The following is a 24,879-nucleotide window of genomic DNA, read 5'->3' on the forward strand; positions in this document are numbered from 1 at the left end:
CGTGACCGACGCAACCCGTCCTCCGCCGCCCGCCTGGCTGGTCCTCACCCCCGAATCCGGCCCGCTGGAAAGCCAGATCCACCGCGCAATCCGCGAACGGGTCCTGGCCGGGCAGCTCGCCGCCGGCGACCGCCTGCCCTCCAGCCGCGCCCTCGCCCGCGCGCTCGGCGTGGCGCGTTCCACCATCGTACTGGCCTATGACCGGCTGCGCGCCGAAGGCTTCCTGGACGCCCGCGCCGGGTCCGCCACCCGCGTCGCATCCCTGCCTTCCCCGCCCCTCCACGGGCACAACGCCCCGCCGCCATCCCCGCCCCCCGGCATGCCGGACATCGTGCTCGACGCCCTGCGTCCCGGCCTCCCCGATCTCGCATCCTTCCCGCATGCCGCATGGGCCCGCTGCCTCGGCGCCCGCGCCCGCGCCGGCCGGCTGATCGACCTGGGCTACGGGGGCCGCGCCGCCGGCGCCCCGGAACTGCGCGCCGCCATCCTCTCCCATGTCCGGGCCACACGCGGCGTCGTCGCCACGCCCGATCAGGTCGTCATCGTCCCGTCGATCCGCATCGCCGTCGAAGCCATCGCCCGCATCGCCCTTTCCACCGCCGCCAACCCCGTCGCCTGGGTCGAGGAACCGGGCTACATCCCCATCCACACCATTCTGAAAGCCGCGGGCGCCCGGCTGGTGCCCCTCCCCTGCGACAGCGAAGGCATGGACGTCACCCACGCGCCCGGCCCGCCCCCGCGCCTGATCTGCGTCACCCCCTCGCACCAATACCCGACCGGCGCGGATATGAGCCTGCGCCGCCGCCTGGCCGTACTGGGCCACGCCCACGCCAGCGGCGCCGTGGTGCTGGAAGACGATTACGACAGCGAATTCCAGTACGACACCCGCCCGGTCGCCGCCCTGCAAGGCATCGACCGCACCGGATCGGTCGCCTATCTGGGCACGTTCTCCAAGATCCTCGCCCCCGGCCTGCGCGTCGCCTACGCCGTGCTGCCGCCCCGGCTGGTCGCCCCCCTCACCGATTTCCTGTCCGGACGCGGCATCGCGGTGCCGATCCACCTCCAGCTCGCCCTCGCCGACTTCATCACCGACGGCCATCTGCGCGCCCACATCCGGCGCATGAACACCCTCTACGCCGACCGCATGGCCGGCGCCCTCGCCGCCCTGCGCCACCATTGCGACACTGTGCTGATCCCCGGCCCCGGCACCGGCGGCCTGCAACTGGCCGCCCGCTTCACCGACCCCACACGCGACGACCGCGCCATCGCCCGCCGCCTATGGTCCCAAGGGCTCGGGGTCCGCCCACTCTCGGACTATCATCTGGGCCCCGCCCAGCCCGGCCTGCTGCTGGGCATCGCTTCCGCCACGCCGGAGGCCATGGATCGCGCGGCACGGGTGATTCGCGCGTGTCTGTAGATGTTCTTTTTTGAAAAAAAGAACCAAAAAACTTTTGATCCGTTCAGGAGTTTTTTGCTGGGGCACACGATGCCCCAAACGAATAAAAGTCTTTTTGCTTCTTTTTCTTCAGAAAAAGAAGATCCTTTATCCCGCCGACCCGATCAGAATCCCGGCTGCAAACACCAACGCCCCACCAAAGACAATCTGCACCACGGCCGAGCCGAACGGCGTATCCTGATACCGCCACCGCACCCAGGAAATCAGCAGCAGTTCGACCACCACCACCACCATGGCCACACTCATGGCCAGCGGAAACCGGTCGATCAGGAACGGCACGGTATGGCCGATCCCCCCGGCCGTGGTCATCAGCCCGCAGATCAACCCGCGCAGCAGCGGCGCCCCGCGCCCCGACAATTTGCCGTCATCCGACAGCGCCTCGGCAAACCCCATGGAAATCCCGGCCCCGACCGACGCCGCGATCCCGACCAGAAAAGCCTCCCATGGCCGGTGCGAAGCAAACGCCGCCGCAAACACCGGCGCCAACGTGGAGACCGACCCATCCATCAGCCCCACCAGACCGGGCTGGATCACCTGCAACACGAAGCGCCGCCGCGCGTCCTCGTCCTCATCCTCGCGCTTGCTGGCCGGCAGGCGGTTCAGTTCGATCTCGCCCGCCGTCTGCTCGTGCCGGTCTTCGGCCACGGCCAGATCGCCCAGCAGCTTGCGCGTGGCGGCATCGGTCGTGCGCAACGCCGCCTGCCGATAGAAGCGCGCCGCATCCATCTCCATCTGCCGCGCATAGCCGCGCACGGCCTCGATCCCCAGCCCCTGCACCTGCCAGGCCGGCCGGCGAACCATGACCCCCGCGATATCCTGCCTGCGAATCAGCGGAATATGCTGGCCGAACCGCCCCACATACAGGTCGATCAGGTCGCGCCGGTGCTCGTTCTCCTCATGCACCATGTCCGTAAAAATCATGGCCGTATCAGGATATTTTTCACGAATAGCATAGGCGAAATCGGCATAGATCCGCGCGTCTTCCTCCTCGTTCGAAATCGCGAGGGCAAGGATTTCCTGATCGTTCAGCGTCGTGAATTTGCGCATGGCCACTATATGCCGGAACCTTCCGGTCCCGCACAAGATGTTTCGATATCGTGAGAATTAGTCGCGTTATCGACTACAAAGAAACAAACACCACCAGCTCGTCTCTCCACGAAGAACCTGGCCGCACATGCGGGCTGGCGAGCAAGAACGCCGCAAAGCAGCGCGCCCGGCGTGCACCGCCAATCAGCCGCGAAGAGCGTGGCCGGAAATGTGGGCTGGTGAGCGAGAGTGCCGCGAAGCGGCACGGCCGGCGTGTGTCCGCGAGCACCGGAGCGGAGCGGCCTTGATGGCCGTGAGCACCGGCGCACAGCGGACGCGCGCCGGATCGCCACCAGCCCGCATTTACGGCCACGCTCTCAGACGGCGGCTTCGGCGAAGATCTTGCTCACATCGCCCTGCCAGACGCCATGATACCGCTCCAGCCAATACTCGGCCTGGGTCGGCGCGCCGGTCACGATCGCCTGCAACGGGGCCAGCAGATGGCTCTCATCCCGCCCATTATTATCCGTCACCGCGCGCGCCCGCAGCCCGTCGGTCGCAATCGCCACCATGCGGGCGGCCAGATCGCGCGCCGTCCCACCGGCCCACGGCGCATCCAGCCCCTGGCGCGGCACGGCGGCACGCAGCGCCACATACTCCGCCCAGTCCTGCTCGCGCACCAGCGCGTCGGCGGCCGTCAGCGCCGCATCGTCATACAGCAGCCCGACCCACAAGGCCGACTGCGCCAGCATCATCTCCGGCGACCCGGCATCCGCGCCCCGCATTTCCAGGAACCGCTTCAGCCGCACGTCGGTAAAGGCGGTGGTCAGATGGTCCTCGAAATCGCCGACGGTCGGCACCAGCCCGTCCAGCCCGTCCTGCCGCTCGCCCTTCATCCAGGCGCGAAACGACCGCCCGGCCACATCCAGGATCTGCCCGTCGCGCACGATGAAATACATCGGCACGTCCAGCAGCCATTCCACATAGGCCTCGAACCCGAAGGACGGATCGAAGAAGGCCAGCGGCATGCCCGACCGCACATTGTCGGTATCGGTCCAGACATGGGCACGGTTGGAGAGCAGCCCGTTCGGCTTCCCCTCGTAGAAGGGCGAATTGGCGAACAGCGCGGTCGCCACCGGCTGCAACGCCAGCGACACGCGCAACTTGCGCAGCATGTCGCTCTCGGAGGCGAAATCCAGATTGACCTGCACGGTGCAGGTCCGCGTCATCATGTCCAGCCCCAGCGTGCCGACCTTGGGCATGTAGTTGCGCATGATCGCATAGCGGCTCTTGGGCATCCACGGCATGTCCGCGCGGCGCGCCAGCGGGTGGAAGCCCAGCGGCGCGAAACCGATGCCCAGCGAGCGTGTAATGGGGCGGATCGCCTCGAAATGCCGGGCCATCTCATGGCCCGTATCGTGCAGGCTGGCCAGCGGCGCGCCCGACAGTTCGAACTGCCCCGCCGGCTCCAGCGACACCGAGCCACCGCGTTCGGAGCCGATTCCCTTCAGCCCGATCAGCTTGCCCTTGTCCTCGATCGCTTCCCATCTGCCCCCGCCATCCTGGCGGTTCAGGTCGGTCAGGATCTCGCCAATCCCGTCGGGCGCATAGGGCGGCGGCATCCAGGGCGCACGCTCCGGCCCGGCGGCAGCCGGCAGGACAAAACCGAATTTCTCATGCTCGGTGCCGATGCGCCACCGTTCGCGTGGCTTGCCCCCATCCGCCAGCAACCCGGCCAGTTGGCCGATCGATTCAATAGGGGTAATATCTTGCTCGCCGGGGTTCGACATCGTTTCTGAACAAGCCTTCAAACACAGAACGGATCGACGGATGGGTCCGTCGCAGCCATGCGACCGACCGGTCGGTCAGCGGGAATCTGCACCAGACGCGCGCCGGAAGCCAGCCCCCATCAGGGACAGGCCACATGCGGCGGCCGTATCCGCCCGCAGGATCAGTTTTCCCAGCGTGATCATCCTGATAAACGGCCGCGCACGCAACATCCGCCGCTCGGCATCGGAAAAGCCGCCCTCGGGGCCCACCAGCAGCCCGTCCCCGTCGGCAACGATGTCGATCTCCCCCACCCCGTCATCCGGCCCGCTGCGCTCGGCCGCCACAAACAGGGTGCGCCCGGCCGGCCACACCGCCAGATGCTCGGGCAGGCGCGCCGGTTCGCCGATCGCCGGCACATCCAGCCGCTCGCATTGTTCCGCCGCCTCGATGGCAATCGCTTCCAGCCGCGCGACATTCACCCGATGGGTATTGGTGCGCTCGGTCAGCACGGGCAGAAAGCGCGTCACCCCCAGCTCGGTGCCCATGCGCACCACCATGTCGGTGGCATCGCGCTTCAGCGGCGCGAACAGCAGCACCGGCCCACAGGCCGGTTCCGGCGCGCGACGGCGATGCAGCAGCCGCACCTGCGCGCGGTCGCGCCGCACCGCCACCAGGCTGGCCAGCCACTCCCCGTCCTGGGCATTGAACAGCGCGACTTCCGCCCCCGGCGCCATCCGCATCACGGTGCCGAGGTAATGGGCCTGACCCGGCTCCAGATCGCGCACCGCATCCGCCTCCATCGGCGGCCGGCCGGCCGGATCGGCGAACAGGCGGGGACAATCCTTCATGACGACATCACCTCCGACCGGCCGGCAACGCGCCCTCCCGCGTCCGGCCCTTGACCACGTCCCTCCCGCGCCCCATCACACGCGGGCATGAGAGGCTGTTTCAAAAGCCCTCTCAGCTGCACCCGATGCCTTTATTGTGCCCGTGTGTCCAGACGGAGACCCCAGCGTGACCCCGCTCCCCCATACCGACATCCGGACCACAGGCTGGATCAGCCACCTGCCGGCAGCCCTGCGCCCCTACGCGCTGCTGGCCCGGCTGGACCGCCCCATCGGCACCTGGCTGCTGTTCCTGCCCGGCCTGTGGGGCATCCTGCTCCCCGGCGGGGTCGAGGCCGGCGAGCGCCTGCGGCTGGCGCTGCTGTTCGCCATCGGCAGCGTGGTGATGCGGTCGGCCGGCTGCGTGGTCAACGATATGTGGGATCGCGACATCGACCGCATGGTGGCGCGCACGGCAGGCCGTCCGCTGGCCTCGGGCGCGCTGCGCATGCGCCAGGCCGCCTGGTTCCTCGCCCTGCTGCTGGCGATCGGGCTGATTATCCTGCTCCAGCTCAATCCGCTGTGCCGCGTGCTGGGCGTGGGGTCACTGCTGCTGGTGGGGCTGTATCCGCTGGCCAAGCGCTTCACCTGGTGGCCCCAGCTCGTCATGGGCTTCACCTTCGGCTTCGGCGCCCCGATGGGCTACGCGGCGGCGGCCGGGCGCATCGACGCCGCCTGGGCGGCACTCTATGCCGCCACCATCCTGTGGCAGCTCGGCTTCGACACGATCTACGGCTTCCAGGATATGGAGGACGACGCGCGCATCGGCGTCAAATCGACCTCGCGCCTGTGGGCGGGCCAGCCCCGGCTGTTCGTCGGCACGTGCTACGCGCTGGCGGTGCTGGCCCTGCTGCTGGCCGGCTGGCTGGCCGGCTGCACCATCGGCTTCTGGGTGGCGATGGCGCTGCCTTCCATCGCGCTGGGCTGGCAGGTCGCCCATCTCGACAGTACCGATCCGCGCCGCTGCCTGATGCTGTTCCGCTTCAACCGCGAGACGGGGCTGGCGGTCGCCCTGGCCATCCTGGCCGGACTGACCAGCCGATGAACACCCGCCCCGATCCCGAATCCTTCATCCTCGCCAACACCAGCCCCGCCCATGCCCCGCTGGTGCCCGAGATCACGCTGCACCTCGCCACCCAGATCACCCCGATCTGGCAGGCCAGCGAGGACTGGCTGACCCAACAGGATATCGAACCGCCCTTCTGGGCCTTCGCCTGGCCGGGCGGCCAGTTGCTGGCCCGCCATATCCTGGACAATCCCGCCCTGGTCGCCGGGCGCCGGGTACTGGATTTCGCAGCCGGCTGCGGCATCGCCGCCATCGCCTGCGCGCAGGCCGGCGCCAGCATGGTGGAAGCCGCCGAAATCGACCCCCTGGCCGTCGCCGCCATCACGCTCAACGCCCGTGCCAACGGCGTGGCGGTCACCGCCACCGGCGCGGACCTGGTCGGCACCACGCTGCGCTGGGACCTGATCCTGTGCGGCGACGTCTGCTACGAAAACCCGATGACCGAGCATATCCTGCCCTGGCTGCGCGACGCCGCGCGCACCGCCGAGGTCTGGATCGCCGATCCCGGCCGCGCCTACCTGCCCCGCGCCGGCCTGCACCCCATCCTCACCCGCGACGTCCCGACCACGCGCGAACTCGAGGATCGGGATATGCGCCGCACCACCCTCTACCGCATCACCCCCTGAGCCTGTCTGGAAATGCGCCCTGGTGGCGATCCGACGCGCGTTTCCTGCGCGTCGGTGCTCACGGCCATCAAGGCCGCTCCGCTCCGATGCTCAAAAACACACGCCGGGCGCGGCCCGTTCCGGTCCGCTCTCACTCACCAGCCCACATTTCCAGACAGGCTCTGATCAGGAATACGCGCCGATGACGCTCCGACGCGCGTTTCCTGCGCGTCGGTGCTCATGGCCATCAAGGCCGCTCCGCTCCGATGCTCAAAAACACACGCCGGGCGCGCCCCTCACGGGCCGCTCTCGCTCACCAGCCCACATTTCCAGACAGGCTCCGATCAGGAATACACGCCGATGGCGATCCGACGCGCATTCCCCGCCTGAATGGCGTCAGTCACGCCCGGCATTGACCACGCGCTCCACCAGCCAGTCCCGCAGATCCCGGGCCACCTCCTCCGACACGGCGCCAGCCGCCAGGATACGGTACCATCCCGCGGCATCGCCGTCATTCCGGCCGCGCTCTTCCAGCCATCGCGTCAGCAGCCCATCTTCGAAATGAAACCCGCCCTGCGGCGAATTGCCGCGCGTGGCCGTCCACAGACAGGCCAGCGCGCCCAGATCGCTATGGATGCCACTTTCCTGCTCCTGCGCCTGGCCCGAACAGGTGCGATACCAGTCCAGGAAGTCATCGGGGGGCATCGGCCGGGCAATGCCGAATCCCTGCCCGTAGCGACAGCCCAGATGACGCATGGCCTCGATCATGTCGGCATCTTCCAGCCCCTCCACCACCACCTGGCTGTGCATGTCGTTGCCCATTTCCTGCAGCGAGCGAATAACGCTGAAAATCTGCAAGGGCACGTCGCGAATATAATGTAACAGGCCCCGGTCGACCTTGATGCAGTCGAACGGCGTCGCAGACAGCCGCACCAGGTTGCTATGCCCCGACCCGAGATCGTCGATGGCCACCAGCACACCCATCGAACGGAAACTCTGCAGGACCGCCCCCTGCCTGTCCGGATCGAGGTCCTGCGTTTCCAGGACTTCCAGCGTCAACCGGCCGGGGGCAATATCGTGGCATTTCAGCATGTCGTCGACCACGCGCAGGATATTGGCGTTCGACAGGCAGGACGGCGGCAGATTGACCGACATCCCGGTGGAAAGACCCTTTCCGTCCCACGATTGCAGCCATTCCAGGCTCTGCTCAAGCCCCATCTGGAACAGCCGGTCGAGTTCGTCATGCCCCAGCAGCGTCAGGAAGGTCGCGGGCGAAAGGATCGCGCCGTCGGCATCCTTCAGCCTGGCCAGCGCCTCGACCTTCAGCACCTGGCCCGTGTACAAATCGACGATGGGCTGCATGAACATGCGCAGGCCGCCGGAGAACAGGCGCTCGCGCAGACGGGACGAACGCTCGTCGGACATGCCCTGCCCGTTCTGCCACAGCGTTTCCCATGTCGTCTGCAATCCGCCGGCAAATTCCCGCATGCTGGTGGATTCGAACTGGTTGGGGCAGGCCCCGAACAGGGTCAGCACCAGCGCCGTGGTCCCGTCCCGACGCAGGATCGGCACGCTCAGGGACGAATGGATTCGCAAATCCACCATCAGCGTATGCCAGGGTGCCATGCCCCTATCCAGTTCGATGGAGGGGCAGGTCTGCCGTTTGCCCGTGCGCCAGGCCTGGGCACCGACAAAGCCGCCATGGGGTGATCCGGCGGCAATCACGGGCCGCACCTCGCCGCGCAGCAGCGCCTCGTCCAGCGCCGCGGCGCACGGCCCCGCGACCGATTGCGCGACCAGCTCCCCTTTCGTGTTGGGGCGGACCAGAAAAGCGGCCTGGATACCGGGCAATTTCCCCAGGCCGGCCAGCGCCTCGGCACTGACCGGGCCCCACGCGCCGCTGGGCATATCCTCGGATACGGAAGCGGCATAGGCCTTGTGCACGCCCTGCCCGATCAGACGCCGCATCCTGCGATCGTCCCGATAGCGGGCCTCGATGATCTGCTGCACGCGATAGCGGTCGTCGCTGCCGATGCCGTGGGCCGCCATGTCCGCCAGCAGCAGGCGCAGATAGCCGCTCTGCTCGGCGACGAAGATGGCCTGCTCGACGCCGAACAGCGCATACATGACGCCCAACGTGCGCGCGGTCACAAGCACGTCCTTCCGGGTGGTCGCCGGGGCGGCCAGAAACTCCAGATGCCTCGCCTCGCGCTCATTCAGGCGGTCATGCTGTTCCGGCGTCAGATGGGCCAGCACGGTCACACCGCCGCTTTTCTGCCAGATCGCCGGGATCGCACCCTTGCGAATCCTCTCCCCGATCCGCGCGGTAGCCCCGACCGCGGGCGCCATGAACTCCGCAGCCGCCACCCCATAAGGGGAAATGGGAAACAGGTCCGCGCCGTCATCGTCCAGATCCTGCGCTTCCTCGATGGCGGCTGCGAAATGCCAGTTGCCCTCGCGCTTACCCTTGCCCTGCTTGGCCTGGTACATCGCATTGTCGGCCTGACGCAGCAATGCCTCCGGCCGGTCGCCATCCCGCGGAAAAAGCGCGACCCCCATGGCAAGGCCTACCCTGGCGGTGTTCCCGTCATCCAGGACAAACGGCTCCGCCACGACCGAGGACAGGCTGTCCAGCGCCGCCTCGACCTGGTCGTTCGCCATGTCCGTATCGAGGTTTTCCAGAACGACCACGAACTCGTCGCCCCCCAGCCGGGCAACATAACCATTCTCGCGCAGCGCTTCCCACAACCGCCGGCTCAGTTCGGTCAGCACCTTGTCGCCGGCGGCATGGCCGTATGTGTCGTTGACGGATTTGAACCCGTCCAGATCCATCAGCCCGACCGCCATGGACGTGCCGCGCTCGCGGGCCCGTTCCTGCGCCTTGGGCAGATATTCCTCCAGCGCCAGCCGGTTGGGCAGCGCGGTCAGCGCGTCGCGCCGGGCACGCCTTGCCTCCTCCTGCCGCAATTTTTCCATATTGCTGCTGGCATCCAGCCGGTCCAGATTCTGGCCCAGCAAGTCCGCCACCCGCCGGCACAGCGTAATACTCTTCTCGTCGAAACCGTCGGCCCGCTGCGTCGTGAAGGCCAGCACGGCCCAGATCTGCCCGCCCCGCACCACCGGCACCGACAGCACGCCGCGCCACCCCCGCTCCATCAACTGCCAATAGCCCGGGATTCCGGCAAGGTCGGTCGCCGGATCGTTCGTAAAGACCAGCTCCCCGTTCCGCCAGGCCCGCACCGTCATCGGCACGGCGGTGGCATTGGTGTCGACCCGCCAGTTCAACCCGGCGATCAGGTCCGCACCCTTGCCCGCCTGGGCCCGCACGCACATCCGGTCGGACAGATCGGGCTGCACCAGCCAGACGGCGCTGAACAGTGTATTGTCGACCAGCGCCTCGCACACCGCACGGCATTTTTCCGCCTCGTCCTCGGCGGCGAGCATGGCGGACACGGCATTGATCAGCGCGCGATACAGGCGCTGCGCCTCCTCACGCTCGGTCACGTCCTCGATGGTCCACACCGAATCCGTACCCGGCGAATCGTCCAGCATCACAGCGGACAGATCAGCGATCACATCGTGCCCGTCCGGCCGGGCCAGACGCACACCGGACAGCTTGGCCCGGCCGCTGGCGCGCAATTGCGCCTGCGCCTGCGCCAGTTGCACACCATGATCCCTGCCGGCCAGGAGCGTATCCGCCGGGACATTGTGCAGATCGCTCGGCGCGCAGCCCGCAAGGGTGGCAGCAAAGGCGTTCGCGCGCTGGATACGCATGTCGCGCACCAGCACGATTCCCACCTGCGACCGGTCGAGCAGCGCCACCTTCGACCGCCGGTCGTCATACATCCTCAACCCGCGCGAAACGCTGGCCGCCGCCTCCAGCAGGATGGTCCTGATCGCGGGGTCGAACGCATCCTCCCGCCTGTCATACACGCCGAACACAGCCCAGACCCTGCCGGCGCGCCACAGCGGCAGCACCGCGCAGGACCGCACGCCCAGCGCATGCATGCGCGCCTGCCAGGGCAGCAGATCGTCCTCACGCGCGATATCGGCACAAAAGACCGGCTGCCCGTCATGCCAGACGCGCCCGGCAGGGCCGTGCCGCGCCGGCCTGTCCGGCGCGGCCGAAAAGGCCGGATCGTGCAGTTGCGCAACCGGCCCGCTGCACGCCAGCAGCTGGAAATCCCCCGCCTCGTCCGGCCGGGCGACAAAGGCGGCGCGCAGGCGCGCGTTTCGGGTCGCGGCCTCGCACACCGCGTCCAGCAAGGCGCTTTCGCCCAGGGCGGGATCGAGCGCCATGCCGACACGTGCCAGAAACGCGTTGAATCGATTCAGCCGGTGCAACCGCCGGAACCGCTTGCGCACAAACTGGCGCTGCCCGCCTTCGCTCCCCCCGCCGTCCATCGCGGCTTCCGCCAGCGAGGTGAGGCGTCGGGAGGCAGGCAACAGAGAGCGCGGCAGACGCATCAGACAACCCCAGCCACCGGAATAGAGAGAAACATCTACTATAGCATTGGCTAAAAAATAAGCCCTGCACTAGGGTTATATTTATGATTTTATTGAGTAAAAGAATTATTTCTTACAAACATAAGCTTCTCTCAATTTTCCATAAACAGAATAAGAATATAATTTGTTTTCAAAAGAAATTTTCCCTATTCCGTCAGGTATACATTAAATAAAATTCTTTTTATCCAGAAGGGCACAAAATCATTACTCATGCCGCGCGCGCAGCAGTCTGCTGGAACTGATCAGCGCCGCCGCATAGGCACAGGCGGCCGCCAGTTCCAGGCAGCGCAGGGTCGGGTCATGGCGGACGAAGCCGAAGGTCAGGGCAACGAACATCGCCCCCATCGTCTGGCCCCACAGCCGCGCGACCGAGACCATGCCGCTGGCGCTGCCCGAGCGCCCGTGCGGCGCCGCCACCATCATCGCGCGATTGTTCGGCGGCTGGAAAATCCCGAACCCCATCCCCGCGATGGCGATGCGCCAGGCAATGTCCAGGTTCCCCGCATCGGGCGGCAGCAGGCACAGCAGCACGAATCCCGTCCCCGTCACGCACAGCCCGACCGAGGACAGGATACCCGCCGGCACCCGGTCCGCCAGCCGCCCCACCAGCGGCGAGATCGCGACGATGCCCACCGGCCACGGCGTGATCAGCAGCCCGGTCGCCACCGCCGAGCGATGCAGCACCGTCTCCAGCGTGAAGGGCATGGAGATGATGAAGAAATTCGACGCCACGAACGCCATGAACCCTACGCTGAACGCGATCAGGAAATCCGGCACCGCCAGCAGGTCGATCGGCAGCATCGGGTCCGACCGCCCGGTCTGCCGCCGCGCGAGCTGAAAGAACGCCGCTCCGCCGATCAGCAGCAGCCACACCGCCACCACCGGCCCGCTGCGATGCACCAGACTGTCCAGCCCGACCACCAGGCAGCCGATGGCCACCACGTTCAGGGCCGCGCTGGCCAGGTCGAACGAGGACGCGCTACGCGGCGTCGCCGGCAGATAGACCAGCGCCGCCACCATCGCCGCCCCGCCCAGCGGCAGGTTGATCAGGAAGATCCACGGCCAGTCCGCCACCGACAGCACGGCCGCGGCGATGGTCGGCCCCAGCGCCACGCCTGTCGCCACCACCACGCCGTTCAGTGCGATGCCCTTGCCGATTTCACCATGCGGGTAGATGAAGCGGACCAGCGCGATATTCACGCTCATGATGCACGCGCCGCCAATGCCCTGCAGCGCGCGGGCCAGCGCCAGTTCCAGCAGCGTATGCGACATCGCGCACAGCACCGAGGCCACGACGAAGGTCGCCAGCCCGATCCGGCACAGCCGCGCGAATCCCAGAAGCGACCCCAGCGAGGCCAGCGGCAGCAGCGTCGCCAGAGCCGCCATCTGATAGGCGTTGATCACCCAGATCGACGAGGACGGGCTGGCATGGATGTCCTGCGCGATGGTCGGCAGCGCGACATTGGCGATGGCATAATCCAGCACCGACAGCAGGACCGACAGCGCCACGGCAAACATCGCCAGCGCCCTGGGCAGCCCGTAAAGCCCGTCGCCCTCGCGCAGGACCGTCCCGGTCACGGCCGGTCAGCCCGCGCGCAGGGCACGGGCAAACAGCGCCTGGACCCACCCCATGGCCTGCAGGAACAGCGCCGGGTCGAACCGATGCCCCTCATCGCGGAGGAAGGCATGCTGGCCGTTGACCTCATACCATTCATGGCGCACCCTGGCCCCCTCCAGCGCCTCGCGGATCGTCTGGCGCCCGGCAAAGGGCACATGCGGGTCCTGCCGCCCCCAGACCATCATCGCCTCGCCGGAAATCTCGTCCAGCCGGCGCAGCGTATCGTCCGCCCGCCCCGCGCCCAGCGACGCGGAATGGACGTCGGTGGCATAGAAGCACGCCGCCGCCTGCACGGCAGGGTTCATCGCCGCCCGCAACGCCAGATGCCCGCCCAGGCACACGCCCATGGTGCCGATCCGCCCGGTGCAGGCCGGATGCGCCGCCAGCCACGCCACCGCCGCGCGCGCATCCTCGTCATAGGCCGCCAGGGGCTTGGCATATTTCAGTTCGTTGCCGCGATCGGTGCCCGGCGCATCATAGGCCAGCACGCATCCGGCGGGCTCGTATTCGTGATAGACTTCCGGCACCGCCACCACATGGCCCATCCCCGCGACCATCGCGGCCAGCCGGCGGATCGGCGCCGTCACCTGATAGATCTCCGAGAACAGCACCACACCGGGAAAGCGCCCTTCCGCCGCCGGGCGCAGCACATGCAGCCGCATCGGGCCGGTGGCCGTCGCGATATCCTGGGTTTCGTCGCCGCGCAGTATCATCGTCCCGCCCTACCGTCCCAGTTCCCGCAGCTTCCGGCCCGCCATCAGCCGCGCCTCGATCTCCTCCAGCGACACGCCCTTGGTTTCGGGCACGTAGGCGAGGGTGATCACGATGAACAATCCGTTCATGATGGCAAACAGCCAGAAGGTCCAGCTCTGGCCCAGCGCGGCCATGACGGTCAGGAACACGTTGCTGACCAGCCAGTTCGCCGCCCAGTTGGTGAAGGTGGAGCACGCAATGCCGAAATCACGGCCCCGCAGCGGCTGGATTTCCGAACACAGCGTCCACACCATCGGCCCCGCGCCGATGGCGAAGCCGGCAACGAACAGCAGCAGCGCCGCGACCATGCCGCCCAGGATCGGCGTCGAATCGCCACCGACCGCCGCCAGCCCGCCCGCCATCACCATCGCACCCGTCATGATCGCGCAGCTCAGGATCAGCAGCGGCCGCCGCCCCCAGCGGTCGATGAAGGCGATGGCAAAGCCGGTGGCGGCCATGTTGACCAGCCCGATCAGCGCCGTGGCCCAGGTCGCGGCCGACACGCCGAAATGGGCGGCCTGGAAGATCTTCGGCGCGTAATACATCAGCACGTTGATGCCGGTGACCTGCTGCATCACCTGCAACGCCACCCCCAGCAGCACCGACCGGCGGAAATTCGGGCTGCTGCGGAAGAACGCCAGCCCGCTGCCCCCCTCGCGCTTCAGCTCCTGCGCAATGTCGCGGATCTCGGCATCGGCCTCGGCCGGGCTGACGCGCAGCAGGCGCATCACCTGGCTGGCCCGGCTCCGCTCGCCGCGCATCATCAGCCAGCGCGGACTGTCAGGCAGGAACAGGCACGCGGCGCAGAACAGCGCCGCCGGCCCCGCCATCAGCCCCAGCATCCAGCGCCAGTGCCCGCCATAGGAGAGCAGGCTGTCGGTGACATAGGCCAGGAAGATGCCGAGCGTGACCATCAGCTGATAGAACGACACCATCGCCCCACGCACCGATTCCTGCGACACTTCCGAAATGTAGAGCGGTGCCGCAAACGCCGCGATCCCGACCGCAAGGCCCAGCAGGATCCGCCCGACGATCAACACGGCGACCGACGGCGCCAGCGCGCACAGCCCCGCCCCGGCGACGAACAGCAGCGACGCCGCCAGCAGCGCCCGGCGCCGCCCCAGCCGGAACGAGATGCGCCCGGCCACCAGCGAGCCCAGGGCGGCAGCGGCCATCATCGACGAGACGATCCATTCCTGCGTCCGCGCGGCGGCATGGAATTCATCGCCGATAAAGCCCAGCGCCCCGGCGATGACGCCGGTATCCAGCCCGAACATCAGCCCGGCCATCGCGGCCAGAATACCGACCACGACCGCCCGCGCGGCCGCGTGCGACCCGCCATGGGGTCCGGCGGGTCCGGCCGCCGCCTGGCTCGTCTTCGTCTGGTCCGCTGTCATGTCATGGATTCCCTATCCCGGATTCGGCACCCTGCGGCGGGGCGCCCGGGCAGCTTGTCTCCCGCCCCTGTCCTATCCTGTTGCGTTCCATGCAAGTCCGTTCCCGACACCGCGAACCGCGGAAACGGTTCGTTATGGGACCAAATCCCCCATTCTGGCCAGAGACCTTGGTGATCGGGCGCGCGAAGAAAAAAACGACCCGATAGCGAACCAACCCGCCTCTCCCGGATATGAGGCCCCGAGCCATTGACATTCGCGCGCCCGTTCCGCGCTGATACACGTTCCCATTCACTGCAGACGCGGTTCAATGTCCCCAATCCTGGCGATTTCCCTGGCAACCGCGGCGATTGGCGCCGTCGTGCTCCTCATCGGGCGCTACAAGCTCAATCCCTTCATTGTCCTGGTCTGCGTCTCCCTCCTGCTGGCCATCTGCGCCGGCATGCCGCCCGAAAAGGCCGTCGCCTCGTTCGAGGAGGGCGCGGGCCATGTGCTGGGCCATATCGCGACCGTGATCGCGCTGGGCACGATGCTGGGCAAGATGCTGGCCGAATCGGGTGGCGCGGACCAGATCGCCCTCACGATCACCCGCATCGCGGGGAAGAAACGCATCAGTTGGGCCATGATGGTCATCGGCCTGCTGATCGGCCTGCCGGTGTTCTTCGAGGTCGGGTTCGTGCTGCTGATCCCGCTGGCCTTCACGCTCGCGCGGCGCACCTCCACGCCCCTGCTGCTGCTGGCGCTGCCGATGGGGGCGGCGCTCTCCGTCACCCATGCGATGATCCCCCCGCACCCGGCCACCCTGCTGGCCCTGTCGGCGTACCATGCCGATACGGGCCGCACGATCTTCTGGGGCGTGATCATCGGCACCCCCATCGCCGCCCTCGCCGGCCCGGTCTATGCCCGCTTCATCACGCCGCATATCCACACGGAAGGAGAGGCCGCGCTGGCCGAACAGTTCGCCGGCAAGGACACGCCGACCGACATGCCGCCCTTCCTCACCACGGTGCTGACCATCCTCGCACCCGTGCTGCTGATGCTGGTGGGCTCGGCCGCCGACCTGGTCACCCGCCCCGGCGGCCTGCCGAACACCGTCCTGCATTTCATGGGCAATACCGACATCGCCCTGCTGCTGGCGACCGTGCTGTCCTTCTACGTCCTCGGCCTGGCGCGCGGCTTCTCGCGTGAGACGATCCTGCGCTTCACCACCGAATGCCTGGGCCCGACGGCACTGATCATGCTGCTGGTCGGCGCCGGCGGCGGCTTCGGGCGCGAACTGATCGACAGCGGCGTGTCCAAGACCATCACCGATGTCGCGGTGGGGGCGCATGTGCCGCTGCTGGTGCTGGCCTGGTTGCTGGCGGTGGTGGTCCGCGTCGCCGCCGGCTCGGCCACCGTGGCCATGAGCACCGCCTCGGGCATCGTGGGCCCGATCCTGCTGCACAGCCACGGCACGTCGCCCGAACTGATGGTGCTGGCCACCGGCGCCGGCTCGGTGGCGCTGGGCCCGATGAACGATGCCGGCTTCTGGCAGATCAAGGAATATCTGGGCCTCACCGTCGGCCAGGCGATCAAGACCTGGTCGGTCATCGAAACCCTGATCGCCGTCCTGGGCCTGGCCTTCTGTCTTTTAGCCTCACTCTTCATCCACTAAGCCGCCCGCCCGAAATCCCGGAACAAGCGACAACAATCGCAAGAAACAGCTTGCGTCATCCCCAGGGGATGACCTTACCACCGATCGCATGGCAAAAAATCGATCGATGGCTTCACCATTTCCAGACGGAGCGGCAGCTATCGCCCGCCGCTTCGGGGTGACGGTCAAAACCCTCCGTGTCTACGAGGAAGCCGGGCTGATCCGGCCGGTACGGAACGGTCATGGCTGGCGGACCTACGGTCAGGCCGAATGTGAGCGACTTCACCTCGTCCTGCTGCTGCGACGCTTCGGCCTTACGATTGCCCGCATTGCCGAAATGTTTGCCGCGGGGCAGCCGGATCTCGCAGCCATACTGGACCTCCAGGCCGAAGCCTTGGCAGAACAGCAGGCGCACATCACTGAAGCCTTGTCGCTGATCGGCCGCGCCCGCCGGCATCTGCGCGAGCATGGCAGCATCGACCGTGAGACGCTGGCAGCCTTCGCCCGGGCCGAACCGGCGCGGCTGCGCTGGACGCCAGCACTTCAGGCGCTTGCGGCGCGATGCTTCACGCCCGCCCAGCAGCGCCTGCTGGCGGGGGTCGCCCCGTCGATCGAAACGGAATGGGAAGCCGTCCATCAGGAACTGGCGTCAATCATCGACGGGCCACCCGACACGCCCCGCGCGCGCCTGCTGGGTGCGAAAACGGCCGAACTGATCAACCGCTTGACTGGTGGCGATCCCGCCATGCGCACCGCGCTTACACACTTTTGGCAAAACGGTTTTTCCGCCCCCGAAATCGCACGCTCATTGCCGATGGACGAGAAAGGCTGGCAATTCCTCGGCCAGGCCATGGCGGCGCACGCACGCGCGGAGAAAGCCCGATGAACCGGGTCCTGGCCATGCTCCGCAGCCTGTTCCACACCTTTGGCGGGCTGGTGCTCTACTGGGCTGTCCTTCTCGCGTTCGGGGTCAGGCCGGCCATCGCAGCGACCTTGCTGTTCATGCTGCTCGAAGGCGCGTGGCGGCTGCTGACGCATCGCGCATTCCCGCCGCTCTGGCTGCTCGCCAACGGCGCTGCCCTTGTCTTCGGATGCATCGACCTGTGGGCACGCACGCCTTTCATGATCCGCTATGAGGGGGCGATCATCAACCTCCTCACCGCTGCGGCCTTCGCGGTCGGAGCATCGGGCCGCGAACCGATCGTGATGACATTCGCCCGCCGAAGGCGTCCGGACATCCCCGTCGATCGTCCGGAGATCGTCCGCTTCTTTCGCGCCTTTACCTATGCCTGGGCGCTCTACTTCGTCGCACGAGCGGCGGCCTTCCTGTGGATCATGACCGCATTTCCCCTGGTTCAGGCGGCGGCGATCCGAACGGTGATCGCCTGGGCAAGCCTCGGCGCAATGCTGCTGGTCAGCATCAACGGACGGCACGTGTTCGCTCTATGCCAGCGGCTCGGCTTCTTCCACCCCGCGCAGGATTCCTCATCATGACAGAGCTGCCGACCAACACCGCCGCCGACCGTGTACCCCTGCCCCAGGAGGCATGGTATGTCGGCGCGGCCAGCTCGCGCCTCACGGATGCACCGGTCGCGATCGTGATCCACGGGCAGGCCATCGTCCTGTTCCGCGACAGCGAGGGTCGCGCACACGCCATGCACGACCGTTGCCCGCATCGCGGCGTCGCCCTGTCGCTCGGTACGGTCTCGGAGGGTCAGATCGCCTGTGCCTATCATGGCTGGCGGTTCGACGGCACGGGGCGCTGCCGGCACATCCCCTCCCTACGCCCCGAACAGCCGGTCAGGACAGCGCCGGTGCGCGCCTATCCCACCGTGGAGCGCGACTTCTATGTCTGGGTATGGACAGGCAAGGGCGAACCGAATGGACAACCGCTGCCGATCCACGGGTTCGATCGTTATGCCTGGCTGCAGGGCGCAACGGCGCTAGCCTGTGAAGCGATCATGCCGATCGAGAACAATCTCGATATCTGCCACGCGGCATTCACCCATCCGCACATGCACCCGCAATGGTTCCGCGCACAGGCAGCCGGCTTCCAGCCAACCCGGTACGAACTGGCGACCGATCCGGGAGGATTGACAGTGAGCGCGCCCGGCACGCTGCTGCGCTTCGACCTGCCCGACCGGGTGACGGTCGGAAGCAGCGAAACCTTCAGGCTCGTCCTTCACCACGTTCCCACCACGCCCGGCCGATGCATCCAGCATTGGTTGCTGCAACGGGAGCCGACACATGAACCGGCAGCGCCGATCTGGTCGGACAAGGAACCTGAAATACTGGCACAAGACCGCCATGTGCTCGAATCGGCGCAGCGTGCCTACGCGTATGAGGGAGACGCTTTCGAGCAAAGCGTGGAAGCGGACGCGACGACGCTTTCCGCCCGGCGCTCCATCCGCCTTGCATCGCAAGGGCGAATGGAAGAGGCATTTTCAGGCAACAGGAGCATATGCGTGCTGAGTTGAGCAAAGCTGCCTCGCCGCGCCTTACGGCAACAGCGAGACAGTCCCGAGCCCCGAAGCGTTCACCCCCGCCCGGCCCTACGACGAGGCCCCCTCCGCATACGGGTTGCGGGTGCCGCGCAGCAGCAGCCGGATCGGCGTGCCCGGCAGGTCGAATTCCTCGCGCAGGCCATTGACCAGATAACGCTGGTAATCCTCGGGCAGCAGCTCGGCACGGGTGCCGAACAGGATAAAGGTCGGCGGCCGGGCCTTGGCCTGGGTCATGTAGCGCAGCTTCAGCCGGCGTCCGCTCACCAGCGGCGGGCTGTGCCGTTCCAGCATCATCTCGAACCAGCGGTTCAGCGCCCCGGTCGGAATGCGCTTGTTCCACACTTCATGCGCACGCCGCACCACCGGCAGCAGCTTGTGCACGTTCGCCCCGGTCAGCGCCGAGAACGACACGACCGGAATCCCGCGCATCTGCGCCAGCGAGGTCTCGATCCGGTCCGAAATCGCCTGCCTGGTGGCAATCCGGTCCTCGACCGCGTCCCACTTGTTCAGCGCCAGCACGCAGCACCGCCCCTCGCGCTCGATCAGGCGGGCGATCTGCAGATCCTGCTCATGCACGCCCAGCGTGGCATCCAGCGCCAGCACCACCACTTCGGCCATCTTCAGCGCCTCGATGGTGGCCGAGGTCGACATCTTCTCCAGCCCGTCCTCGACCCGCGCCCGGCGGCGCAGGCCGGCCGTGTCCACAAGCTGGATCGGCCCCTGCTCGTCATGCAGCAGCACGGTGACGGAATCGCGGGTCAGGCCCGGCTCCGGGCCGGTAATCATCCGCTCCTCGCCCAGCAGGCGGTTCAGCAGGGTCGATTTCCCGGCATTGGGCCGGCCGACGATCGCCAGGCGCAGCGGCCCGGGCGGCCGCTCGTCCAGCTCTTCCCCGTCCTCGCCATATTCGACGGGCTCCACCGGCTCCGGCGGCGCCTCGGGCGGCATGCGGTCCGCAATCTCGCCCATCAGTTCCGACAGGCCCTCGCCATGCTCGGCCGAAATCGCCAGCGGCGTCCCCAGGCCCAGCGCGAACGCCTCCATGGCCGCGGCCGCACCCTGGCGGCCCTCGGCCTTGTTCGCCACCAGCAGCACCGGCCGCCCCTGGCGGCGGATCCAGGCGGCAAAATGCTCGTCGGCCGGGGTAATGCCCGCCCGCGCGTCGATGCAGAACACGACCAGATCCGCCTGCGCCACCGCCGATTCCGACGAGGCCCGCATCCGCCCGTACAGCGTATCGGGCGCGGCCTCTTCCAGCCCCGCGGTGTCGATCAGCCGCACCCGCCGCCCGCGCACGGTGGCTTCGGCTTCCTTGCGGTCGCGGGTCACGCCCGGCGTGTCGGCCACAAGCGCCTGCCGCCGCCCCACAAGGCGGTTGAACAGCGTCGACTTGCCGACATTCGGACGCCCGGCGATCACGACGATCGGCAGGTCATCCCCGGTCGGAACGGAAGGAAGCTTGGCCAAGGTAGAGATTATCCCTCGAACACGATGCGCTCGCCCATGCGGGCGCACCCTACTCTCTTATATCGTTTTGGAGACTGATTCACGCTTCGGGTCGCTGCGACCCGAAGCGATCAGGCCCTAGCTGTAAGCGTTCAGCCTGCCGTCGTCGGTCACGATCAGCAGCCGGCCATCCACCACGATCGGCGTCACCGTGGCAACCCCCGGCAGCTTTCCGACCGTCAGAAGCGCACCCGTCGCGGGGTCGACCGTGACATAGCCGGTCTCGGGCATGGTGCTGACGCAGACCAGCTTGCTCCCGGCCATGATCGGCCCGGTCCAGGTCACGCCATTCTTCTGCGCGTCGACCCGGCGATAGCGCCGCAGTTGGGTGATCCAGCGCACATGCCCGTTCACACGGTCGAGGCAGGCCAGCTGCTGGTCCAGCGACAGCACATACAGCCAGTTATCGATCACCAGCAGCGTATCCTGGCCGGCAACGGTCCGCTCCCACAGCCGGCGGCCCGACCGCAGGTCGATCGCCACCAGGACCGAGCCCGCACTGATGGCATAGACCGTCTGGTCCACGATCACCGGCATCCCGCGCACGCAGGAGAAATCGACCGTCGAATCCTGGCCGTTGGTGCTGCCCAGCGTGTCGCTCCACACCACCTCGCCACTGGCCGCCCGCAGCGCGACCAGATCGCCCGAACCGAACCCGGCCACCACCACATCCCCCACCACGGCGGGCGCGGGCTGGCCGAAGATCACGGTCACGGCCTCGGTGGCGGCATAGGTCCACAGCACGCGCCCCGTCGCCGCATCCAGCGCCAGCAGCCGCTCGTCGATGGTGCCGAAGAACAGCCTGCCATCCACCACCGTCGGCGCCGAGCGGCCCGGCGCCTCGGTATCGACCCGCCACTTCACCTTGCCGGTCGCGGCTTCCACCGCCAGGGCCTGTCCCACGCCGTCGACGATATACAGCGTGTCGCCGGCGATGCTGAACCCGCCGCCGAGATTGCTGGAGCGCATCTTCTTCGGCTTGGGCGTGAAGTGCCACAGCTCGCGCATGCGCGGCCATTCATAGGCCCGGATCACCCCCTGCGCGTCACTGACGAAGATCCGGCCATTCGCCACGATCGGCGTCGCCTGCAACACGCCGCGCCCGCTATCGCCCAGCGCGGCGTAGGACAGCAGCTCGGGCTCCGACACGCCGGCACCGATCCCGTGCGACCATTCGCGCCGCATCTGGCCGCCCCAGGCCATGTTGACCCCGCCATGGGTCGGCACGCGCCCCGGCTGCAGCCACTCGCCGATCGCGGTCTGGGCGGGAATGGCGATCGGCGCCTTGTCGTCAGGATCGACCATCAGGCCGGCACCCGTCGCCAGCACGTCGACACGCTTGCCCGCCAGCAACGGCTTTTCGTCATCATCGAACAGGCTGCATCCGGCCAGGACCGGCACCATCGCACCACCCAGGAGCGCATGCCGGCGGGTCAGAACTTTGTTCATGGAAATCCTGCGCTACGAAAGGAAAAACGGGGCCATTTCGGTTTCTGTACGCCCGACGGCACGAAAACACTGTCCGCCTGGCACTGCCTAGGACGGTGTGGCATTCAGGGTCTGGAGCATGCCGCCGGCCCGGCTGCGCAGCGCCTCCGGCACGTCGATCTGCGTCGTCAGCTGCCCCAGCCGCCGGCGCGCATCGGCCAGATGCCCCTGGCGCAGGTCCAGCATCGCCTCGCATTCCTCCGCCAGCCCGCGCCACGGCTTGCCCGCGCCGTCCAGCGTGGCCAGGCGCGAACGCAGCACCGCCGGATCGCCATTGTCGATCTGGTGCTGCACCCACAGCAGGCTGGCCAGCCCGCGCAGCAGCGCATCGGCGCCCTGATCGTCCGCTACCTGGCTCCACAGCGCCAGCGCGCCCTTGCTATCGCCGCTCGAGGCCAGCAGCGCCGCGCGTTCCAGCCGCGACAGCGTCCGCAATCCGGAGGGCACGCCGTCCAGCGTCGCCAGACGCGCCAGCGCGTCCTTCTGCTGGGGGGTCAGCGCACTGGTCTCGCCGGGGGCGATGTGGCTGGTATCGGCCGCGCGCAGCGCCGTGAAATAGGTCGTGCCCCAGGCCTGCGCGGCCTGTCGCCCTCGCCAGGCATGATATTGCCAGCCCCCCACGCCGGCAGCGGCCACCACCACCACCGCCACCGCCGCGCCGACATAGCGCCGGGCCATCAGCCGCAGACGCTCCATGCGCATGTCGTCGTCGACTTCCCTGAAGATGTCGTCAGCCACGTCTCAACCGCTCTCCGCATCCAGCCGCGACGGGCCCGGGCCCGTCATTCCAAGGGCGGACCATAGCCGTCCCGGCGCACGCGGGCAACAAACCCGCATGCGCCGGCCCGAAGCGAACCGGGGGAAGCGCTCAGTGGCGCGAGAAGCGCGCGGCCCCGGCCTTGAGGTCGGCGGTCAGCCGCGCGAAATGGCCGGCAATCCGCTGCTGCACGGCCACGCTGGCCTGATGGACCTGATCGATGCGGGCCTTGGCCTGGGCACTGATCGTATTCTCATCGTGCGCAGCGGCACCGGCGACGCAGGCATTATAGGCCCGCGCGGCCTTTTCATACGCCGTCGCGGCATCGACGCTGGCATTGTAGCGCGCGACGCTGCTGGAATCGACCGTGGGCGCGGCCGGCTCCTTTCCACAGGCGGGCGCGGACCACGTCACTTCCGCCGCGCGGGCGACCGTTACCCCCCCGGTCAGGGACAGGGCGGCGGCACAGGCCAGAAACCGGCCCGAGATCATGGCACCCAAGAGACATCCTTCCTTACTACGGTCCCGCCGTCACGATGACGGAGATCGCGGACGATGCCGCCTATGCCGACAAAATGTCGAAATCAGGGCGCAAAGCAGGCCAGCCGGCCGGCCGGTTCGCCCAGGATCGTATCCTCGCGCATCACCGCCCGCCCGCGCACGATGGTCGCCATCGGCCAGCCCGTCACCGCCATGCCGTCGAACGGCGTCCAGCCGGCCGGGGTGGCGATCCAGTCATTGGTGATCCGCCGCTGCGCCGCCATGTCGACCAGCGTGAAATCGGCGTCATAGCCCATGGCGATCCGCCCCTTGGCCTGCAGGCCATAGACCCGCGCGGGCCCGGCGGCCATCAGGTCCACCATCCGGCCCAGCGACAGGCGCCCGGCATTCACATGGTCCAGCATCACCGGCACCAGCGTCTGCACGCCCGTCAGCCCGGCGGGGGTGGCAGGCCAGGGCTTGGCCTTGGCCGCCAGCGAATGCGGCGCGTGGTCCGAGCCGATCGTGTCCACCATGCCGTTGCGCACCGCCTCCCACGAGGCCTCGTAATGCCGCCGGTCGCGGATCGGCGGATTCATCACCGCCAGCGCCCCCAGCGTCTCGTAACAGTCCGGCGCCACCTGGGTCAGATGGTTCACCAGCACCTCGACGGTGGCGACATCCCGATGCGCCGCCAGCCAGTCCAGCTCCTCGGCGGTGGACGTATGCAGGATATGCACCGGCCGCCGCGCCCGCCGCGCCAGCCCCACGATCCGCCGCGTGCCCAGGAAGGCGCATTCCTCATCGCGCCAGAACGGATGCCTGTCGTACGACATCTCCTCGGTCAGCAGCTTCTTGCGCTCCTGTAGCCGATATTCATCCTCGGAATGGAAGGCCACGCGCCGGTGCCCATGCTCCAGCACCTGGCGGATGCCCTCATCATCCTCGATCATCAGGTCGCCGGTCGAAGACCCGGCAAAGACCTTGATCGCACACACACCGTCAAACTGCTCATATTCGCCCAGCCGCGGCGTATTGCCCCGCGTGGCGCCGACATACATCGCAAAATCGACCCAGCTCTCGCGTGAGGCATATTCCTGCTTCCAGCGCAGCATGTCCCCATCGGTAATCGAGGGCGCGGTGTTGGGCATGTCGAACACGGTGGTCACGCCCCCCAGCGCCGCCGCCCGCGTGCCGGTCGGAATACTCTCCACGGTGGCATCGCCCGGATCGCGCAGATGCACATGCGGGTCGATCAGCCCCGGCAGCACATGCAGGCCGGCGGCATCGATCACCTCGTCCGCCTCGTCCGCCACGCCCACCGACAGGCTGGCAATCCGCCCCGCCCGCACGCCGATATCGGCCCGCGCCTCGCCCCACGGCAGAACGCAAATCCCGTTCCGGATGATCAGGTCGTAATGCATCGGTCCCTC

The 24,879-nt window shown here is 67.7% G+C and carries 19 protein-coding genes; 7 read left to right on the forward strand and 12 right to left on the reverse strand.

Going from position 1 to position 24,879, the window contains the following annotated elements:
- Position 1: 1 nt before the first annotated feature.
- On the forward strand, positions 2 to 1,417 hold the full coding sequence (gene pdxR, locus HLH35_RS02080) for a MocR-like pyridoxine biosynthesis transcription factor PdxR (protein WP_220790487.1): 1,416 nt from the start codon (positions 2 to 4) through the stop codon (positions 1,415 to 1,417).
- Between the two features lie 126 nt (positions 1,418 to 1,543).
- Here the strand turns inward: pdxR and mbfA are convergent, their stop codons facing one another.
- From mbfA to HLH35_RS02095, 3 genes are all read right to left on the reverse strand, one after another.
- Positions 1,544 to 2,503 carry an iron exporter MbfA gene (gene mbfA, locus HLH35_RS02085; RefSeq protein ID WP_182977527.1) on the reverse strand — a complete coding sequence of 320 codons (960 nt, stop codon included), beginning with the start codon at positions 2,501 to 2,503 and terminating at the stop codon, positions 1,544 to 1,546.
- Positions 2,504 to 2,859: 356 nt separating this feature from the next.
- Complete coding sequence (locus HLH35_RS02090; protein WP_182977528.1) at positions 2,860 to 4,272, reverse strand: glutamate--cysteine ligase; 1,413 nt, start codon at positions 4,270 to 4,272, stop codon at positions 2,860 to 2,862.
- Between the two features lie 75 nt (positions 4,273 to 4,347).
- Positions 4,348 to 5,100 (reverse strand): 16S rRNA (uracil(1498)-N(3))-methyltransferase, encoded by a 753-nt coding sequence (locus tag HLH35_RS02095; protein WP_182977529.1) that lies wholly within the window; start codon positions 5,098 to 5,100, stop codon positions 4,348 to 4,350.
- Between the two features lie 166 nt (positions 5,101 to 5,266).
- On the opposite strand from HLH35_RS02095, the gene ubiA reads away from it, so the two are divergent.
- Positions 5,267 to 6,181: a 4-hydroxybenzoate octaprenyltransferase gene (gene ubiA / locus HLH35_RS02100; protein ID WP_182977530.1), complete on the forward strand. Its 915-nt coding sequence runs from the start codon at positions 5,267 to 5,269 to the stop codon at positions 6,179 to 6,181.
- The gene (locus HLH35_RS02105; RefSeq protein WP_182977531.1) at positions 6,178 to 6,828 is read left to right on the forward strand and encodes a class I SAM-dependent methyltransferase; all 651 of its coding nucleotides are present in this window, start codon (positions 6,178 to 6,180) and stop codon (positions 6,826 to 6,828) included. The genes ubiA and HLH35_RS02105 overlap by 4 nt, the downstream gene beginning before the upstream one ends.
- A gap of 375 nt (positions 6,829 to 7,203) precedes the next feature.
- Here the strand turns inward: HLH35_RS02105 and HLH35_RS20130 are convergent, their stop codons facing one another.
- The 4 genes from HLH35_RS20130 to HLH35_RS02125 all read right to left on the reverse strand — a co-directional run bounded on the left by HLH35_RS20130 (position 7,204) and on the right by HLH35_RS02125 (position 15,081).
- Positions 7,204 to 11,274 (reverse strand): GAF domain-containing protein, encoded by a 4,071-nt coding sequence (locus HLH35_RS20130; RefSeq protein ID WP_182977532.1) that lies wholly within the window; start codon positions 11,272 to 11,274, stop codon positions 7,204 to 7,206.
- Positions 11,275 to 11,517: 243 nt separating this feature from the next.
- Positions 11,518 to 12,831, reverse strand: coding sequence for an MFS transporter (locus tag HLH35_RS02115; RefSeq protein WP_182977623.1), 1,314 nt, complete (start codon positions 12,829 to 12,831; stop codon positions 11,518 to 11,520).
- 66 nt (positions 12,832 to 12,897) lie between these two features.
- Complete coding sequence (locus tag HLH35_RS02120; protein ID WP_182977533.1) at positions 12,898 to 13,644, reverse strand: dienelactone hydrolase family protein; 747 nt, start codon at positions 13,642 to 13,644, stop codon at positions 12,898 to 12,900.
- Positions 13,645 to 13,653: 9 nt separating this feature from the next.
- Positions 13,654 to 15,081: a sugar porter family MFS transporter gene (locus HLH35_RS02125; protein WP_182977534.1), complete on the reverse strand. Its 1,428-nt coding sequence runs from the start codon at positions 15,079 to 15,081 to the stop codon at positions 13,654 to 13,656.
- A 307-nt stretch (positions 15,082 to 15,388) separates the two neighbouring features.
- On the opposite strand from HLH35_RS02125, the gene HLH35_RS02130 reads away from it, so the two are divergent.
- The 4 genes from HLH35_RS02130 (at position 15,389) to HLH35_RS02145 (ending at position 19,188) form a co-directional block, all read left to right on the forward strand.
- Positions 15,389 to 16,732: a GntT/GntP/DsdX family permease gene (locus HLH35_RS02130; RefSeq protein ID WP_182966875.1), complete on the forward strand. Its 1,344-nt coding sequence runs from the start codon at positions 15,389 to 15,391 to the stop codon at positions 16,730 to 16,732.
- A 106-nt stretch (positions 16,733 to 16,838) separates the two neighbouring features.
- Positions 16,839 to 17,597, forward strand: a complete 759-nt coding sequence (locus HLH35_RS02135) for a MerR family transcriptional regulator (RefSeq protein ID WP_182977535.1) — start codon at positions 16,839 to 16,841, stop codon at positions 17,595 to 17,597.
- A 14-nt stretch (positions 17,598 to 17,611) separates the two neighbouring features.
- The gene (locus tag HLH35_RS02140) at positions 17,612 to 18,205 is read left to right on the forward strand and encodes a DUF3159 domain-containing protein (protein ID WP_182977536.1); all 594 of its coding nucleotides are present in this window, start codon (positions 17,612 to 17,614) and stop codon (positions 18,203 to 18,205) included.
- Positions 18,202 to 19,188, forward strand: a complete 987-nt coding sequence (locus HLH35_RS02145) for an aromatic ring-hydroxylating dioxygenase subunit alpha (RefSeq protein ID WP_182977537.1) — start codon at positions 18,202 to 18,204, stop codon at positions 19,186 to 19,188. The genes HLH35_RS02140 and HLH35_RS02145 overlap by 4 nt, the downstream gene beginning before the upstream one ends.
- A gap of 75 nt (positions 19,189 to 19,263) precedes the next feature.
- Here HLH35_RS02145 and der read toward each other — a convergent pair whose 3' ends face one another.
- From der to HLH35_RS02170, 5 genes are all read right to left on the reverse strand, one after another.
- Complete coding sequence (gene der / locus HLH35_RS02150; RefSeq protein WP_182977538.1) at positions 19,264 to 20,682, reverse strand: ribosome biogenesis GTPase Der; 1,419 nt, start codon at positions 20,680 to 20,682, stop codon at positions 19,264 to 19,266.
- Between the two features lie 117 nt (positions 20,683 to 20,799).
- The gene (locus tag HLH35_RS02155; RefSeq protein WP_182977539.1) at positions 20,800 to 22,170 is read right to left on the reverse strand and encodes a PQQ-binding-like beta-propeller repeat protein; all 1,371 of its coding nucleotides are present in this window, start codon (positions 22,168 to 22,170) and stop codon (positions 20,800 to 20,802) included.
- 87 nt (positions 22,171 to 22,257) lie between these two features.
- Positions 22,258 to 22,947 (reverse strand): tetratricopeptide repeat protein, encoded by a 690-nt coding sequence (locus HLH35_RS02160; RefSeq protein ID WP_182977540.1) that lies wholly within the window; start codon positions 22,945 to 22,947, stop codon positions 22,258 to 22,260.
- Between the two features lie 130 nt (positions 22,948 to 23,077).
- Complete coding sequence (locus tag HLH35_RS02165) at positions 23,078 to 23,458, reverse strand: hypothetical protein (RefSeq protein WP_182977624.1); 381 nt, start codon at positions 23,456 to 23,458, stop codon at positions 23,078 to 23,080.
- A 92-nt stretch (positions 23,459 to 23,550) separates the two neighbouring features.
- A complete protein-coding gene (locus HLH35_RS02170) occupies positions 23,551 to 24,870 on the reverse strand; it encodes a dihydroorotase (protein WP_182977541.1) in 1,320 nt (439 codons plus the stop codon).
- Between the last annotated feature and the right edge of the window lie 9 nt (positions 24,871 to 24,879).

The sequence above is a fragment of the Gluconacetobacter asukensis genome (assembly GCF_014174375.1).
Classification (GTDB): domain Bacteria; phylum Pseudomonadota; class Alphaproteobacteria; order Acetobacterales; family Acetobacteraceae; genus Gluconacetobacter; species Gluconacetobacter asukensis.